The following is a 16,449-nucleotide window of genomic DNA, read 5'->3' as shown; positions in this document are numbered from 1 at the left end:
CGCCGTCAGGCAAAGTCCACACAGTTGTGCCTCTGCGCGCAAGTGGCGCACCGGGTGCAACGGAATTTACCGTGCCAGCAGCGTACGGGCACCGTCGGTAATGGCTTCCGGGGAGACCAGTACGTGATGCGCTGCCGGGCCTAATGGTACAAACGAGTCAACTCCGGCCACCCGTCGCGCGGCACCCACATATCCGGCGTCGACAAGTGCGGCGATCACCCCCTCGCCGACCCCGCCCGACCGGCGTGTCTCGTCCACCACAAGCACCCGGCCGGTGGCCGAGGACTCCCTGATGATGTCGGCCACCGGCAGGGGCGCCAGCCAGCGCAGGTCCACCACGCGGGTGCCCACCCCCTCCTCGGCGAGGACTGCCGCGGCCCTCAGCGACATCCGCACCCCGTTACCGAAGGTGATGATGGTCAGGTCGTCGGACGAGCCGACCCGGTAGACCCGCGCGCGACCGATCGGCACGTGCCCGGCCACCCACGAGCCGGGCTCCGGGTAGCCGGCCAGCCACTCCCCGTCACCCTCCGTGTACAGGTCGCGCGTGTGGTAGAGCGCGATCGGCTCCAGAAAAACGACCACGCTGCCGTCCACCGCGGCGCTCGCCAGACAGGTCCGCAGCATGGGCGCGGCGTCGTCCGGCCGCGCCGGCACCGCGACCACCAGACCCGGCACATCCCGGAGTACGGCCACCGAATTGTCGTTGTGGAAGTGCCCCCCGAAACCCTCCTGGTACGCCAGCCCGGGCACCCGGACGACCATCGGGTTGCGGAAGGCGCCCCGCGAGAAGAACTGCATGGTGGCGGCCTCGCCGCGCAGTTGGTCCTCGGCGTTGTGCAGGTACGCCAGGTACTGGATCTCCGGCACCGGCAGCATCCCGGCCAACCCGGCGCCGAGGCCCAGCCCGAGCACCGACGTCTCGTCGAGCAGGGTGTCGAAGACCCGTGCCGCCCCGAACCGGTCCCGTAGGCCCTTCGTCACCCCGTACACGCCGCCCTTGGCTGCCACGTCTTCACCGAAGACGGCCATCTGGGGGTGGTCGAGCAGTCCGTCGGCGAGCGCCGCGTTGATGCTCTGCGCCAGGGTGAGCGGGCCGGCCAGCTCCGGCGGTTTACCCCCGAACGACTCCTCTCGCGCCGCCGAGCCCGCCCCGCTGGCCCGTGCCGCCGCGTCGGCCACCGCCCGCGCCACCCGCACCGGGCGGCGGGGCGCCAGCGCCGACACCACGTCGGCGGCGGAGGCCAGCTTCGGCTCGGCCAGCACCTCCTCGGCGATCCGGCGGACCTGCCAGCCGGTCTCGTCGTACCGGGCCAGCAGCTCGTCGACAGTCGCCACCCCTGCCTCGACGAGCAGTCGGGCGGTGGCGGCGACCGGATCGTCCTGGAGGTCCTCGGCCAGCTCGGCGGGGCTGCGGTACGCCGACTCCGCGTCCGCGCCGGCGTGACCCATCAGCCGGACCGTGCGCAGGTGCAGCACGGCGGGCCGCCGGTGCCGGCGTACCCAAGCGGCGGCCTCCCGCGCCACCTCGTACGCCCGCACCGGGTCGGCCCCGTCGGCGCTGAGGTAGCGGATGCCCGGCTTGGCGCGCAGGGTCGCCTCGACCCAGCCCTCCGGCGAGCGGACGCTGATCCCCAGCCCGTTGTCCTCGCAGACGAAGAGCACGGGGATGCGCAGCCCGGCGTGGTCGTACCAGCCGGCGGTGTTGAAGGCGGCGGTGGCGCTGGCGTGGTTGACCGACGCGTCGCCGAACGAGCAGACCACTATGGCGTCCGGCGGCCAGGGGGCGTGCGCCGCGCCGGCCCCGCTGCCGACCCGCACCCCGGCCCCGGCACGCCGCCCGACGGTGTCCAGCCGGCGCAGCCGCTCCACGGCCAGCCCCATCCCGACCGCGCGGGGCAGGTGCGAGGCGATCGTGGAGGTGGTCGGCACGATCGCCAGGTCGGCACGGCCGAACACCTTGTGCCGGCCGCCGGCGATCGGCTCCTCACTGGAGGCGACCATCCCGCGCAGCACGTCCCGGGCCGCCTGCGCGTACGCCGCGAAACCCCCGGCGGGTGGCGCGGACCCGGCCGGCTCGGCTTCGGCGGCCGACACCGGCTCGGCGGCGGACGCGGCGGCGTCGGCGGCGGACGACGCCGGGTCGGCTGCCACCTGGGCGGCCCGGACGCAGTAGAAGGCCCCGGAGCGGTAGTGCAGCAGCGCCGGGTCGGTCGGGCGCAGCGCGGCGGCGACCACCGCGTTGCCCTCGTGCCCGGCCGAGCCGATCGTGTAGAAGCCCTCCCCGAAGCTCCGCAGCCAGCGGCCGGCCAGGTCGAGCTGCCGGCTTGTCACCTGCGCGTCGAACAGGTCCAGCAGCTCGGCGCCGGTCAGCGGGGCGTCGTCGGTGACCGGGTCGGCGGGGTCACGCCGCCGCTGCGCGGCGGGGAGTGCCGCCAACGTCTCCCGGAAGCGGTCGTCGAGATCTTGCGGGGTGGTCACGTCGCACAGCATTACCGACGCAAGCCCTGGTCGCCCAGTGGGACACGGCAACGGCGCGCCGACTCACCGCCCGTCGCACTGCTCCGGGCGGCCGTCGTCGGACACCTTCCACACCAGGTCACGAAGGGTGCGCAGCTGCTCGTCGGTCAGACCGGCCAGGAGTCGGGAGTCGGACATCACCTCGGTCACACCGGCCCGTACGTCCCGGCCCGGACCGGTCACGACCAACGTCTTCTGCCGGCGGTCGGCCGGGTCGGTGCGGCGCTCGACCAGCCCGGCCTGCTCCAGCTTGTCGACAAGCGCCGTCACGTTCGACCTGTCGCAGCCCAACCGCTCGGCCAGGTCGCGGGCCGGCGACGGGCGGTCCGGGTCCAGCTCGTGCAGCGCCCGCGCGGCCGCCGGCGTGAGCCCCAGCTCGGCGAACGCGGAATCCTGCCGGTGCCGCAGCGCGGCGGTCACGTGAGCCATCCGGCGCACCACGTCGGCGGCCAGGTCAGCACGGTCGACTGGTCCATCTGCTCCGGAACCGACCTCCTGCGCCACGGCCACAATCGTACGCAGCAACCGGGCCGACCAGCTCAGCGACCAGGTTCAGTCACACCGGGCGGGTGGGCGGCGGACCAAGCGGAACTGACGGTCGGCGACGGGTCGGCAGGCGGTGCGGGACGAAGGCCACGGGCGCACCAGCCGGCGGCGGTCGGGGCGGCCAGCAGCAGAACGGCCGTCAGCGCGGCAGCGGCCGGGCTCCCCGGCAGTGCCAGTTGGAGGCCACCGATCACGGCCACCCCGAGCACCGCGGCGAGCAGGGTGCCGGTGGAGATCAGCGCGGAGAACGCCGCCGCCGCGCTGGCGGGCAGCGCCGTCGCGAGCCGGTCGACGAGTGGGCTGAAGCCGCCGGCGTGGGCGGCGCCACCGACGACCAGCAGCAGGCTGCCGGGCAGCCACGGCCAGCCGTGCCGGGTCAGTACCGCGACCACCAGCACCACGGCCGCCAGCACCGGCGGGCCGAGCAGCGGCAGCGCGTCGCGGAGCCGGCCGGGCAGCCGGGGCACCGCCAGCCCGCAGAGCGCGAACCCGCCGGCGTACGGCAGGAAGGCCAGGCCGGCGGAGAGCGCGGAGAAGCCGAGCCCGTCCTGCAACCGCACGGTGAGGGTGAACAGGAAGCCCGCGTAGCAGCCCATGACCAGGCAGGCGGCGAGCAGGCCGGCCGGTACGCCGGCTCGTGCCAGCACTGTCACGTCCAGCAGCGGCACGCCGCCGCGCCGGGTCAGGCGGCCCTCGTGGCGCAGGAAGAGCCCGAGCCCGACCGCGCCCGCCGCCACCCCGGTCGGCACCGCCCAGCCGGGCCAGTCCAGGTCCCGACCGAGCACCGCCGGCGCGACCAGGGCGAGCATCGCGGCGGACAGCAGCAGCACCCCCGGCAGGTCGAGCGCGGCGGGCCGGGCCGGCGGCACCGGCACGGCGGCCAGCACCCGCCGCCCGAGCACCAGCAGCACCGCGCCGACCGGCACGTTGACCAGGAACGCGGTCCGCCAGGCCAGCCCGCCGGCGTCCAGCGTCACCAGCAGCCCGCCGGCCACCTGCCCGGCCGCGACCCCGAGAGCCAAGATCATCGAGTACGCCCCGAGCGCCCGTCCCCGGGCCGCGCCCACGTACGTCGCCTGGATCAACGCGAGGACCTGCGGCACCATCAGCGCGGCGGTTGTGCCCTGCACGACCCGCGCGGCGACCAGCGCCACCGGTCCGGGGGCGAGACCGCAGGCCAGCGAGGCGACGGTGAACCCGGCCAGGCCGAGGAGGAAGATCCGGACCGGCCCGTACCGGGCTCCGAGGCGGGCACCGGTGACCACCAGCACCGCGAACGCCAGCGTGTAGCCGGCCAGCACCAGCTGGGCCAGCGCCGGCGGGCCGGCGAGGTCCGATCGGATCGTGGGGGCGGCGACCGCCGCGATCGAGGTGTCCATCGAGGCCATCGCCTGCCCGGCCAGCAGCACGACGAGCGGCGCACGGCGGCCCGGGGTGGTTGTGGTCGTCATGCCGGTCACCCTGCCGCCGTCGGGGCCACCCGTCTTGACGATCCTTGCGGCTCGGCGGGACGGTCTCCTGTCGGGGTGCCCGCCTACGCTGACGGACATGCGCAGCAGCCGCACGCTCGTGCGCGAGCCGGATTTCGCGGTCCACGCCGTGCGCTGCCGCGACGACCACACCGGCTGGTCGCGCCCGGAGCCGGCGACCGCGTACGCCATCGTGCTGGCCCGCCGCGGCGGCTTCCGTCGACTCGGTCGCGGCGGGGAGGAGTTCGTCGATCCGACGGTGGGCTACCTGACGGTGCCGGGCGAGGACGAACGGTTCGCCCACCCGGCGGGCGGCGACGACTGCACCTCGGTGCACGTCTCGCGTCGGCTGTGGCGGGAGCTGCTCGACGGCCGTCCGGCGCCGGCGGTGGTGCACCTGGACGCGCGGCTCGACCTCGCGCACCGTCTGCTGCTGCGGTCGGCGCGCCGGGGCGAGGCGGGCTTCGACGCCGCCGAGCGGCTGGTCCGGCTGGTCGGCGCGGCCACCGGCCCGGCCCCCGGCGCGCCGCAGCGGGACCGGCCGCTGGTGGAGGCCGCCCGCTCGGCGCTGCACGACGGCGGGCCGCACGCCGACGCGCTGCTGCCGCTGGCCCGCTCGCTCGGCGTCTCCCCGTACCGGTTGAGCCGGTCGTTTCAGGCGCTTGTCGGGGTGCCGCTGACCCGCTACCGCAACCGCCTGCGGGTGGGCCGTGCCCTGGACCGGTTGGCCGACGGCGCGCCCAGCCTGGCGGCGCTGGCGGCCGAGCTGGGCTTCGCCGACCAGGCGCACCTGACCCGGACGCTGCGCGCCCACCTCGACCACCCGCCCGGCGAGCTGCGCCGACTGCTCACCGAGGGCTGACCACCGGGCCGCATCGATCATGCTGAGTGGTGTTCCACTGCCGGCGACGAGCCGGGGCCCTCGTCGTCACCTCCCGGCCACCAACGCTCGCGAGGCTCCCCAGGTCACGAGAAATCGGAACCTGGGGAGGATTTCGTGTCGCTGTCCCGACGTACCATCCTGCTGTCCGGCGCCGCCCTCGGCGCCGCCGGCGCGGTCACCGGGCTGCCGGTGGCGGCCGGCGCGGCGGTGGCCCGACGGCCGCTGGCCTACCCGTTCACCCTCGGTGTGGCATCAGGGGACCCCGACAACGACGGGGTCGTGCTGTGGACCCGCCTGGCGCCGCAGCCGCTCGCGGAGGACGGTCTCGGCGGCATGCCGGACCGCGACGTGCCGGTGCACTGGGAGTTGGCCGCCGACGAGCGGTTCCGGCACGTGGTTCGTCGTGGCGTCGCGGTCGCCCGTGCCCGCTCGGCGCACAGCATCCACGTGGAACTGGCCGGCCTCCTGCCGGGCCGGGAGTACTTCTACAGGTTCCGCGCCGAGCGGCACATCTCGCCGGTCGGGCGCACCCGCACCGCTCCCGCGCCGTCGAGCATGCCCGCCGCTCTGGCGATGGGCTTCGCGTCCTGCTCGCAGTTCGAGCACGGCTACTTCACCGCCTACCGCCGGTTGGCAGAGACGGAGCCGGAGCTGATCCTGCACCTGGGTGACTACCAGTACGAGTACGCCCCGGACACGTACACCGTGCCGGGTGGCAACCCGCGTGACCACGAGGGGCCGGAGACCCGGACGCTGGCCAACTACCGGCAGCGGCACGCCCAGTACAAGACCGACGCCGACCTTCAGGCGGCGCACGCGGTGGCGCCCTGGGTGGTGGTGTTCGACGACCACGAGGTGGAGAACAACTGGGCCGACGAGGTGCCGGAGGCACCCGATCCGGAGTTCCCCGCGCGGCGGGCGGCGGCGTTCCAGGCGTACTACGAGAACATGCCGTTGCGCCGGACCTCGATTCCGCGCGGCATCGACATGCAGCTCTACCGGCGGGTGCGCTGGGGGCGGCTGGCCACGTTCCACATGCTCGACACCCGGCAGTACCGCGACGACCAGGCCTGTGGCGACGGCTACCAGAACTGCGCGGCAGCTTCCGATCCGGCCCGCTCGATCACCGGCGCGGAGCAGGAGGCGTGGCTGCTGGACGGCTTCCGCCGCTCCGACGCGCGGTGGGACATCCTGGGCCAGCAGGTCTTCTTCGCCCAGCGGGACAACAACGCCGGCCCGCTGACCGTCACCAGCATGGACGCCTGGGACGGCTACGTGGCCTCCCGGGACCGGATCACCCGAGGCTGGCTCGCCGCCGGGGTCCGCAACCCGGTGGTGCTGACCGGCGACGTGCACGCGCACTGGGCCAGCGACCTCAAGCTGGACTACGCCGACCCGACCTCGCGCACCGTCGGCACCGAGCTGGTCTGCTCCTCGATCACCTCGACGGGCGACGGCGCGGACTCGGCGTCCGGCTCGCACCCGTGGTTCGCGTTCAATCCGCACCTGCGCTTCCAGAACAACCTGCGGGGGTACGTGCGGACCACGATCACCCCGGGGCAGCTCAGCGCCGACTTCGACGTGCTGCCGTACGTCAGCCGACCGGACGCGCCCGCGTACACCAGGGCGTCGTTCGTGATCGAGGACCGCGTGCCCGGCCTGCACCAGACGGCGGACAACCCGGTCCCGTCGGCGGCCCGCAGCGCTGCGCCCTACGCGGACCCGGGCCAGCAGACCGTCCAGCAGGAAACCGTCCGTCCCTAACCCCCGCCGAACGCCTCAAGATCCGCGCATCATCAGGGAAAGTGCTGCCTCGGCACGCGCTGAGGCAGCACTTTCGGGGATGTTGAGCGGATCTTGAAGCGGGACACCGCCCAGGCGGCGGTCAGGCGGGGAGGAAGGAGAAGCGGACCTGACGGGTGGGGTTGTCGCCGTTGGTGTCGACCAGGCAGATGGACTGCCAGGTGCCCAGGGCCAGCCGTCCGTCGAGCACCGGCAGCGTCGCGTACGGCGGGACGAAGGCCGACAGCACGTGATCGCGGCCGTGGCCGGGCGAGCCGTGCCGGTGCCGCCAGCGGCCGTCGGTGGGCAGCAGCGCGTCGAGGGCGGTGAGCAGGTCGTCGTCGGAGCCCGAGCCGGTCTCGATGATCGCCAGGCCGGCGGTGGCGTGCGGCACGAAGACGTGCAGCAGGCCGTCTCCCTCGCCGGAGACGAAGCTCTGGGCCTCGGCGGTGATGTCCCGGACGGCCGGCCGGGACCCGGTCTGGACGGTGATCACGTCACTGCGCATACGTCGCATTCTGCCGCAGTGGCACGGGTGCCTCGGCACGTGGGGAAAGAAGGGCCGTCGCACTAAGTTACTGGCGGGTACCTGTGTTCAGCATCGCGTCCGGGGGACCTAGACGTGACGACGGGTGCCACCAGGGGGCAGGATGGCGCTAGAGACCTATCCCACACACAACCGAGGGAACGCCTGTGGCTACGGAACGCAAGCGCCCGGTGATCAGCGACGGCCTACCGAGCCAGCTTCCGGACATCGACCCTGAAGAGACAAGCGAATGGGTCGAGTCGCTTGACGGTGTCATCGACGAGCGCGGCGCCAAACGCGCCCGCTACGTCATGCTGCGCCTGCTGGAGCGGGCCCGCGAGCGCCAGGTCGGGGTTCCGCCCCTGACCACCACCGACTACATCAACACCATCCCCCCGGAGCAGGAACCCTGGTTCCCGGGTGACGAGCACGTCGAGCGGCGCATCCGGGCGTACGTCCGGTGGAACGCCGCGATGCTCGTGCACCGGGCGCAGCGCCCGGAGATCGGCGTCGGCGGGCACATCTCCACCTTCGCCAGCTCGGCGTCGCTCTACGAGGTGGGCTTCAACCACTTCTTCCGGGGCAAGAACCACCCGGGCGGTGGCGACCAGATCTACTACCAGGGTCACGCCTCGCCCGGCATGTACGCGCGGGCGTTCCTGGAGGGGCGGCTCAGCGAGCACCAGCTCGACGGGTTCCGCCAGGAGCTGTCGCACCCGGGCGGCGGGCTGCCGTCGTACCCGCACCCTCGGCTGATGTCGGACTTCTGGGAGTTCCCCACCGTCTCGATGGGCCTCGGCGGTCTGAACGCGATCTACCAGGCCCGGTTCAACAGGTACCTGCAGCACCGCGGCATCAAGGACACCTCGCAGCAGCACGTGTGGGCGTTCCTCGGCGACGGCGAGATGGACGAGCCCGAGACGCTTGGCGCGATCGGTGTGGCCGCCCGCGAGGAGCTGGACAACCTCACCTTCGTGATCAACTGCAACCTCCAGCGGCTGGACGGCCCGGTCCGGGGCAACGGCAAGGTCATGCAGGAGCTGGAGTCGTTCTTCCGGGGCGCCGGCTGGAATGTGATCAAGGTGGTCTGGGGCCGTGAGTGGGACCCGCTGCTCGCGGCGGACACCGACGGCGCGCTTGTCAACCTCATGAACACCACGACCGACGGTGACTACCAGACCTACAAGGCCGAGTCCGGCGCGTACGTGCGGGAGCACTTCTTCGGCCGGGACGCCCGGACCCGCAAGATGGTCGAGCCGCTGAGCGACGACGAGATCTGGAACCTCAAGCGGGGTGGGCACGACTACCGCAAGCTCTACGCGGCCTACAAGGCGGCCACCGAGCACACCGGTCAGCCGACTGTCATCCTGGCGAAGACGATCAAGGGCTGGACGCTCGGCTCGCACTTCGAGGGCCGCAACGCGACCCACCAGATGAAGAAGCTGACGCTTGAGGACTTGAAGACCTTCCGCGACCGCCTCTACCTGGACATCCCGGACAAGGCGCTGGAGGACAACCCCTACCTGCCGCCGTACTACCACCCGGGTGAGAAGTCCGAGGAGCTGGCGTACCTGAAGGAGCGCCGCGAGCAGCTCGGCGGTTACCTGCCGTCGCGGCGGACCAGCACCAAGCGGCTGGCCATCCCCGGTCCGGAGCGGTTCGCCGACGTCAAGCGCGGCTCGGGCAAGCAGAAGGTGGCCACCACGATGGCCTTCGTCCGCCTGCTCAAGGACATCATGAAGGACAAGGAGTTCGGCAAGCGCTGGGTGCCGATCATCCCGGACGAGGCCCGCACCTTCGGCCTCGACTCGATCTTCCCGACCGCGAAGATCTACTCCCCGCACGGGCAGCGCTACACCTCTGTCGACCGGGAGCTGTTCCTGTCGTACAAGGAGTCGACGACCGGGCAGATCCTGCACGAGGGCATCAACGAGGCCGGTTCGGTCGCCTCGTTCACCGCCGCGGGTTCGGCGTACGCCACCCACGACGAGCCGATGATCCCCATGTACATCTTCTACTCGATGTTCGGGTTCCAGCGGACCGCCGACGGGCTGTGGGCGGCGGCCGACCAGATGGCGCGGGGCTTCCTGCTCGGCGCCACCGCCGGCCGGACGACGCTCAACGGTGAGGGCCTCCAGCACGAGGACGGCCACTCGCTGCTGCTCGCCGCCACCAACCCGGCGGTGGTCGCGTACGACCCGGCGTTCTCCTTCGAGATCGCGCACATCATGGAAGCCGGCCTGCACCGGATGTACGGGGACGCGCAGGAGAACGTCTTCTACTACCTGACGGTCTACAACGAGCCGATCCTCCAGCCGGCCGAGCCGGCCGGGGTGGACGTGGAGGGCCTGCTCAAGGGCATCTACCGCTACTCCCCGGCACCGCAGGTCGACGGCCCGAAGGCAAACGTCCTCGCCTCCGGCACGGGCATGCAGTGGGCGCTCAAGGCCCAGCAGCTGCTCGCCCAGGACTGGGGGGTGGCCGCCGACGTCTGGTCGGTGACCTCCTGGACCGAGCTGCGTCGCGACGCGGTGGAGACCGAGGAGTACAACCTGCTCAACCCGGGCGCCGAGGCCAAGGTGCCGTACATCGCGCAGAAGCTGGCCGACGCGGACGGGCCGAAGGTCGCGGTCAGCGACTGGATGCGCGCCGTACCGGACCTGATCGCCCGCTGGGTACCCGGCGACTACACGTCGCTGGGCACCGACGGCTTCGGGATGTCGGACACCCGGCACGCGCTGCGCCGCCACTTCCACGTCGACGCCGAGTCGATCGTGGTGGCGACGCTGCGGCAGCTCGCCCGCAGCGGCGCGGTGCCGGCAAGCGTGCCGGCCGAGGCCGCCAAGAAGTACGCGATCGACGACGTCAACGCCGCGCCGGTCGGTGAGACCGGCGGGGACAGCTGACCCCAGAGGATCGAGAAAGGGCCCGGCGCACCCGCGCCGGGCCCTTTTTGGTGCACCCGCACCCTCGCTCCCCGGCCCGACCGACCGGGCGGACGGCGGGTGAGAGGGGAGCGGCGGCGCTCCGGGGCCCCTGGCGGAGGCCCGGGACCACCGCCGGGGCGGGTGACGTCGGGAGCGGAGCGCTCGTCAGCCGACGGCGGCCAGGTCGGTAAGCCGGGCGAGCGAGTCCTCCAGGTCGGCGCCGACCCGACGCAGGCCCAGCCGCAGCAGGGCCGCCTTGACCGGGCCGGCCGGCCAGCGGACCACGATGAGCCGCACGACCGTCCCGCCCTCCTCCTCGTCCTCGGTGAGTTGGACGTAGATCTCGGTGCGCGCCTCCGCACGGGCACCGGCACCCTTGGCCCGTTCTCGCCAGCCGATGAGTGTCGGCTCCTGATAGGCGATCACCTCGGCCTCATGCGCCGAGCCGCGCCCCGCCTGGACCAGTTGCCGTCGCCCGAAGCCCTCTCCGGAGAGCACTTCGGCCGCGCGAACCCCCGCCAGCCAGGCCGGTAACTGCTCAGCCCGCTGTACGACGTCCCAGACCACTTCCACCGGCGCCACCACGTGCGCACTGCGTTCCACGAGGATCATTTCCGTCTTTCCTCCAGTGAGGACATCCCACGATATCGGCACTCTATGCGCTAAATCGGACTTACACGGACGGGTTGGGAAAAAGACACGCCGATCAACCATTGCGGATTGCGCCAACCCGGCCTATGGCGCATTCATCGACAGCGCCCTAGAGTCCCGAACACGTTTCACGTTGACCGGGAGGGCGCATGTCGACCGCACCGATGCCCGAGTTCCCCGCCGGCTTCCGCTGGGGCGTCTCCACGTCCGCCCACCAGATCGAGGGCGCCGTCACCGCGGGCGGACGCGGACCGTCCATCTGGGACACCTTCGCGCGCTCCCCCGGCCGGATCAGCGACGGCAGCAGCGGCGAGATCGCGTGCGACCACTACCACCGACACCCCGAGGACGTGGCGCTGCTGGCCGGTCTGGGCGTCTCCGCGTACCGGTTCTCCATCGCCTGGCCCCGGGTGCAGCCCAGCGGCAGCGGCCCGGCCAACGCCACCGGCCTGGACTTCTACGACCGCCTGGTCGACGACCTGCTGGCCGCCGGCATCGACCCGGTGGCCACCCTGTACCACTGGGACCTGCCCCAGCCCCTCGAGGACACAGGCGGCTGGCTCAACCGCGACACCGCCGCCAGCTTCGCCGACTACGCCGAGCTCACCGCCGCCCGCCTCGGCGACCGGGTCAAGCTCTGGATCACCCTCAACGAGCCGTTCATCCACATGAGCCTCGGCTACGGGATGGGCGTGCACGCCCCCGGCCAGATGCTGCTCTTCGACGCCTTCGGAGTCGCCCACCACCAACTGCTCGGACACGGGCTCGCGGTCGCCGCGCTGCGCGGCCGAACGGCCAGCCCGGTGGCGATCGCCAACAACTACTCGCCGGTGCGGGTGCTCGGCGACAGCGACGCCGACCGAGCCGCGGGAGCCGCGTACGAGGCGCTGCACAACCGCCTCTTCACCGACCCGCTGCTCGGCCGCGGCTACCCGGAGATACCCGGCTTCGACCCGGGCGTCATCCACCCCGGCGACCTCGACACCATCGCCGCACCGATCGACGTGCTCGGGGTCAACTACTACAACCCCACGGGCGTACGGGCCGCCGAGGAGGGCTCGCCGCTGCCGTTCGACCTGGTGCCGCTGGACGGCTACCCGCGTACCGCCTTCGACTGGCCGGTCGCCCCCGACGGGCTGCGCGAACTGCTCGGTTGGCTCCGCGACACGTACGGCGACGCGCTGCCGCCCATCGAGATCACCGAGGGCGGCTGCGCGTACGACGACGTGCCGGACGCGCACGGGCAGGTGGCCGACCCGGACCGGATCGCGTACCTCGACGGGCACCTGCGGGCGCTCCGGGCCGCCATCGACGACGGGGTGGACGTGCGCGGGTACTTCGTCTGGTCGCTGCTGGACAACTGGGAGTGGGCCGAGGGGTTCACCAAGCGCTTCGGTCTGGTGCACGTCGACTACACCACCCAGCGGCGTACGCCGAAATCGTCGTACACCTGGCTGCGGGACGTGCTCGCGGCCAACGCGCCGGGGTCGGCGCGGTGACCACCCTCGACCCGACGCCGGCGTCGCTGCCGGCGGCGCTCGCCGAGCCGACCGTGCCGGTGCGGCGCGGCTGGATCGGTCTGGTCTTCGCGGCCAATCTCGGCGTGTGGATGGCGTTCTTCACCCCGATCCAGGTGCTGCTGCCGCAGCAGATCGAGCGGATCGCGCCCGGCGACAAGGAGACCATGCTGGCCGTGGTCACCGGCCTCGGCGCGTTGGCCGCGGTACTGGCCAACCCCCTGGCGGGCGCGCTGTCCGACCGGACCTGCCTGCGGATCCTCGGCCGGGAGTTCGGTCGTCGACACGTCTGGACCGCCGGCGGCGCGGTGCTCGGCGCGGCGGCGCTGGTGCTGCTCGCCCAGCAGCGGACCATCCTCGGGGTCGCCATCGGTTGGGTCGCCGCCCAGGTCTGCTTCAACGCGATGCTGGCCAGCCTCACCGCCGCCATCCCGGACCGGGTTCCGGTGGTGCAGCGCGGCGCGGTCTCCGGCTGGGTGGGCATCCCACAGGCGCTCGGGCTGGTGCTCGGCGCGGTGCTGGTCACCGCCGTCGTCACCGGCAACGCCGCCGGCTACGTGGCCATGGCGGTGGCCGTCCTGGCGCTGTCGCTGCCGTTCGCGCTGCTCACCCCCGACGATCGACTTCCGCGTGCGCACCGCCCGGCGCTGCGGGCGCGGGCGCTGTTCGCCTCGATGTGGATCAGCCCGCGCCAACACCCCGACTTCGCCTGGGCGTGGATCACCCGGTTCCTGGTCCAGCTCGGCAACGCGCTGGGCACCCTCTACCTGCTGTACTTCCTCACCGACGGGGTGCACCACCCCGACCCCGAGGGCGGCCTGCTGGTGCTGATCCTGCTCTACACGCTCGGCATGATGCTTACCGCAGTGGTCTCCGGGCGGCTGTCGGACCGCTCCGGGCGGCGCAAGGTGTACGTGATCGTCTCCGGCCTGATCATGGCGGTGGCGGCGCTGCTGCTCGCCGTCGCGCCGGTCTGGCCGATGGCGATCGTCGCCGCCCTGCTGCTCGGCGCCGGCTACGGCGTCTACCTCTCGGTGGACGCCGCCCTGATCACCCAGGTGCTGCCCCGGGCCACCGACCGCGCCAAGGACCTCGGCGTGATCAACATTGCCAACTCGGCGCCGCAGGTGCTCGGCCCGGCGCTCTCCGCCCCGCTCGTCGTCCACCTGGGCGGCTACCCGACGCTCTACGCGGTCACCGCCGTGGTCACCCTGGTGGGCAGCGCCCTGGTCGTCAAGATCCGCTCGGTCGCCTAGGGCGTGTGCGAATCCACTCGACCGTCACCGTAGGCTGGGGGCGTGACAGTACGTGTGCGCTTCGCCCCCTCACCGACCGGCATGTTCCACGTCGGTGGCGCCCGCTCGGCGCTGCAGAACTGGATCTACGCCAAGCAGCAGGGCGGGGTGTTCGTCCTGCGCATCGAGGACACCGACGCGGCGCGCAACAAGCCCGAGTGGACCGAGGGCATCCTCTCCGCGCTGGACTGGATCGGCATCTCCCGGGGCAGCTACGAGGGTCCGTACTTCCAGTCGGCGAACGCCGGTGAGCACCGGGCCGCCGCCACCAGGCTCTACGAGTCCGGCCGCGCCTACTACTGCGACTGCACCCGCGAGGACGTCCAGGCCCGCACCGGCTCGCAGTACCAGGGCTACGACGGCTACCACCGCGACCTCGGCCTCGGGCCGGGGCCGGGGCACGCGCTGCGCTTCCGTACGCCCGACGAGGGCTCCACCGTGGTGGTCGACCTGATCCGCGGCGAGCCCACCTTCGAGAACAAGCTCATCGAGGACTTCGTCATCGCCCGCGGCGACGGCTCACCTGTCTTCCTGCTCGCCAATGTCGTCGACGACATGACCATGGGGATCACCCACGTGATCCGGGCCGAGGAGCACCTGCCCAACACGCCCAAGCAGCAGCTGCTGTGGGACGCCCTCGGGGTCAAGCCGCCGGTCTGGGCGCACGTGCCCGTGGTGGTCAACGAGAAGCGGCAGAAGCTCTCCAAGCGCCGCGACAAGGTCGCCCTGGAGGCGTACCGCGACGAGGGCTACCTCGCCGGCGCGATGCGCAACTACCTCATGCTGCTCGGCTGGGCGCCCTCGGGCGACCGGGAGATCGTCGAGTGGTCGGTCATCGAGGACGAGTTCCGCCTGGAGGAGGTAAACCCCTCCCCCGCGTTCTTCGACGAGAAGAAGCTGCGCGCCTTCAACGGCGAGTACATTCGCGCGCTGCCGGTGTCCGAGTTCATCGACGCCTGCCAGCCGTGGCTGACCGGCACCGGCACCATCGCGCCGCCGCCGTGGCAGCCCGAGGAGTACGACGCCGACGCCTTCGCCGCCGTCGCGCCGCTGGCCCAGACCCGGCTCGCCGTGCTCAGCGAGATCGTGCCGAACGTCGACTTCCTGTTCCTTGCCTCGCCGCTGATCGACGAGGCGGCCTGGACCAAGACGATGAAGGACGGTTCGGCCGACCTGCTGGACGCCGCCATCGCGGCGTTCGAGGCCCTTCAGTCCTGGGACGCCGAGTCGCTGAAGTCGACGCTGGAGGCGGTCGGCGCCGAGCGCGGCCTCAAGCTCGGCAAGACGCAGGCGCCCGTCCGGGTCGCGGTCACCGGCCGCACCGTCGGCCTGCCGCTGTTCGAGTCGCTGGAGGTGCTCGGTCGCGAGCGCACCCTGACCCGTATGCGCGCGGCCCGGCTACGCCTGGTCTGACAACCCGACCGCCGCCGGCGTGGTGCCGCCGGACGAGTTGAGTCCCGACTCGTGACGGGGCTGGGGTTGCGGCGATCGCGTGATCAGCGCGCCCGGCTCCTGCGGCGCAACACCAGGCCTGCGGCGAGGGCGGCGAGCAGCACCAGACCGCCGAGCGCCCAGAGCCACCAGCGGCCGCCGGAGTCGGACTGCTTCAAGGGCGCTGGCACAACGGACGCCAGTGAGCTGCCCGTCGGCGCCGACGACAGCCCGCCGGCCGAGGGCGAGCCGGTCGGAGCGGCACCGCCGGCCGAGGGCGAGGCGGACGGGTCGGCGGCGGTGCCGGTGGTGAGGGTGAACCGCACCTCGCCCTTGATCGGGTGGCCGTCGTTGGAAGCGAGTTGGTAGCCGACGATGTAGAGCCCCGCCGCGCGGGGCGTGAACGGCACGCGCACCCGGCTGCCGTCGAAGGTCGGCCGCCCGCCGGCGACCACATTGTCCGGCCCGGTTATTGTGATCTTCGTCGTAGCGGGGGCCGGCTTGGCCAGGAACCGAAGCTCGACCCGGGCGGGCGCGGTGGCCACCCGGGCGCCGTCGCGCGGATTGCTGCCGGTCAGCGAGTTGTGCGCGGCTGCCGGTGTCGCCGGGGCCAGCAACGACACACCGACCGCCACGCCGAGCACCACTGGCACGACCCGCGCCAATCGTGTAACCCTGCCCCCCATGAACCCCTCCGTAAGGGTACGATCCGCCCGCTGATCAAAACAGCTCCTCATTAGTCGAGCAGAGATCGCAGATAGTTCCAAATACTGTTCCACTAGCTGCAATTCATCGACGTTCTGCGGAGTCTGTGAGAGTGGGCCCGACCGCCCGGTCGGTGTTGTCACCGGCCGACCGACCCGGACGTCACGACGAAGCCATCCATCGAACGGGGCGAGGAG

Annotated in this window: 12 protein-coding genes; 6 read left to right on the top strand and 6 right to left on the bottom strand. The window is 72.3% G+C overall.

Going from position 1 to position 16,449, the window contains the following annotated elements; all coding sequences use genetic code 11:
* Positions 1-66: 66 nt before the first annotated feature.
* From ACLQ26_RS01485 to ACLQ26_RS01475, 3 genes are all read right to left on the bottom strand, one after another.
* Entirely contained in the window at positions 67-2,493 is a 2,427-nt protein-coding gene (locus ACLQ26_RS01485; protein WP_425742744.1) for a thiamine pyrophosphate-dependent enzyme, read from the bottom strand.
* A gap of 51 nt (positions 2,494-2,544) precedes the next feature.
* The gene (locus tag ACLQ26_RS01480) at positions 2,545-2,949 is read right to left on the bottom strand and encodes a MarR family winged helix-turn-helix transcriptional regulator (protein WP_425743124.1); all 405 of its coding nucleotides are present in this window, start codon (positions 2,947-2,949) and stop codon (positions 2,545-2,547) included.
* Between the two features lie 110 nt (positions 2,950-3,059).
* Entirely contained in the window at positions 3,060-4,517 is a 1,458-nt protein-coding gene (locus tag ACLQ26_RS01475) for an MFS transporter (protein ID WP_425742743.1), read from the bottom strand.
* A gap of 97 nt (positions 4,518-4,614) precedes the next feature.
* On the opposite strand from ACLQ26_RS01475, the gene ACLQ26_RS01470 reads away from it, so the two are divergent.
* Complete coding sequence (locus ACLQ26_RS01470; RefSeq protein ID WP_425742742.1) at positions 4,615-5,397, top strand: helix-turn-helix domain-containing protein; 783 nt, start codon at positions 4,615-4,617, stop codon at positions 5,395-5,397.
* Between the two features lie 135 nt (positions 5,398-5,532).
* Positions 5,533-7,182 (top strand): alkaline phosphatase D family protein, encoded by a 1,650-nt coding sequence (locus tag ACLQ26_RS01465; protein WP_425742741.1) that lies wholly within the window; start codon positions 5,533-5,535, stop codon positions 7,180-7,182.
* 121 nt (positions 7,183-7,303) lie between these two features.
* Here ACLQ26_RS01465 and ACLQ26_RS01460 read toward each other — a convergent pair whose 3' ends face one another.
* Positions 7,304-7,708, bottom strand: a complete 405-nt coding sequence (locus ACLQ26_RS01460) for a secondary thiamine-phosphate synthase enzyme YjbQ (protein ID WP_425742740.1) — start codon at positions 7,706-7,708, stop codon at positions 7,304-7,306.
* A 185-nt stretch (positions 7,709-7,893) separates the two neighbouring features.
* Between ACLQ26_RS01460 and aceE the strand changes: the two genes are divergently transcribed.
* On the top strand, positions 7,894-10,632 hold the full coding sequence (gene aceE / locus ACLQ26_RS01455) for a pyruvate dehydrogenase (acetyl-transferring), homodimeric type (protein ID WP_344364893.1): 2,739 nt from the start codon (positions 7,894-7,896) through the stop codon (positions 10,630-10,632).
* A gap of 186 nt (positions 10,633-10,818) precedes the next feature.
* Here the strand turns inward: aceE and ACLQ26_RS01450 are convergent, their stop codons facing one another.
* Entirely contained in the window at positions 10,819-11,265 is a 447-nt protein-coding gene (locus ACLQ26_RS01450) for an SRPBCC family protein (RefSeq protein ID WP_425742739.1), read from the bottom strand.
* Positions 11,266-11,453: 188 nt separating this feature from the next.
* Between ACLQ26_RS01450 and ACLQ26_RS01445 the strand changes: the two genes are divergently transcribed.
* From ACLQ26_RS01445 to gltX, 3 genes are read left to right on the top strand one after another with little or no spacing between them, the layout of a single operon-like run.
* Positions 11,454-12,803, top strand: a complete 1,350-nt coding sequence (locus ACLQ26_RS01445; protein ID WP_425742738.1) for a GH1 family beta-glucosidase — start codon at positions 11,454-11,456, stop codon at positions 12,801-12,803.
* The gene (locus ACLQ26_RS01440) at positions 12,800-14,077 is read left to right on the top strand and encodes an MFS transporter (RefSeq protein WP_425742737.1); all 1,278 of its coding nucleotides are present in this window, start codon (positions 12,800-12,802) and stop codon (positions 14,075-14,077) included. The genes ACLQ26_RS01445 and ACLQ26_RS01440 overlap by 4 nt, the downstream gene beginning before the upstream one ends.
* 42 nt (positions 14,078-14,119) lie before the next feature.
* A complete protein-coding gene (gene gltX / locus ACLQ26_RS01435; RefSeq protein ID WP_425742736.1) occupies positions 14,120-15,529 on the top strand; it encodes a glutamate--tRNA ligase in 1,410 nt (469 codons plus the stop codon).
* An 83-nt stretch (positions 15,530-15,612) separates the two neighbouring features.
* Here gltX and ACLQ26_RS01430 read toward each other — a convergent pair whose 3' ends face one another.
* Entirely contained in the window at positions 15,613-16,233 is a 621-nt protein-coding gene (locus ACLQ26_RS01430) for a copper resistance CopC family protein (RefSeq protein WP_425742735.1), read from the bottom strand.
* Positions 16,234-16,449: the final 216 nt, after the last annotated feature.

This window comes from Micromonospora sp. DT43, from assembly GCF_049841645.1.
Lineage (GTDB): Bacteria > Actinomycetota > Actinomycetes > Mycobacteriales > Micromonosporaceae > Micromonospora.
The sequence above is the reverse complement of the archived record's forward strand: the minus strand, read 5'-3'. Positions and strand labels throughout refer to the sequence as shown.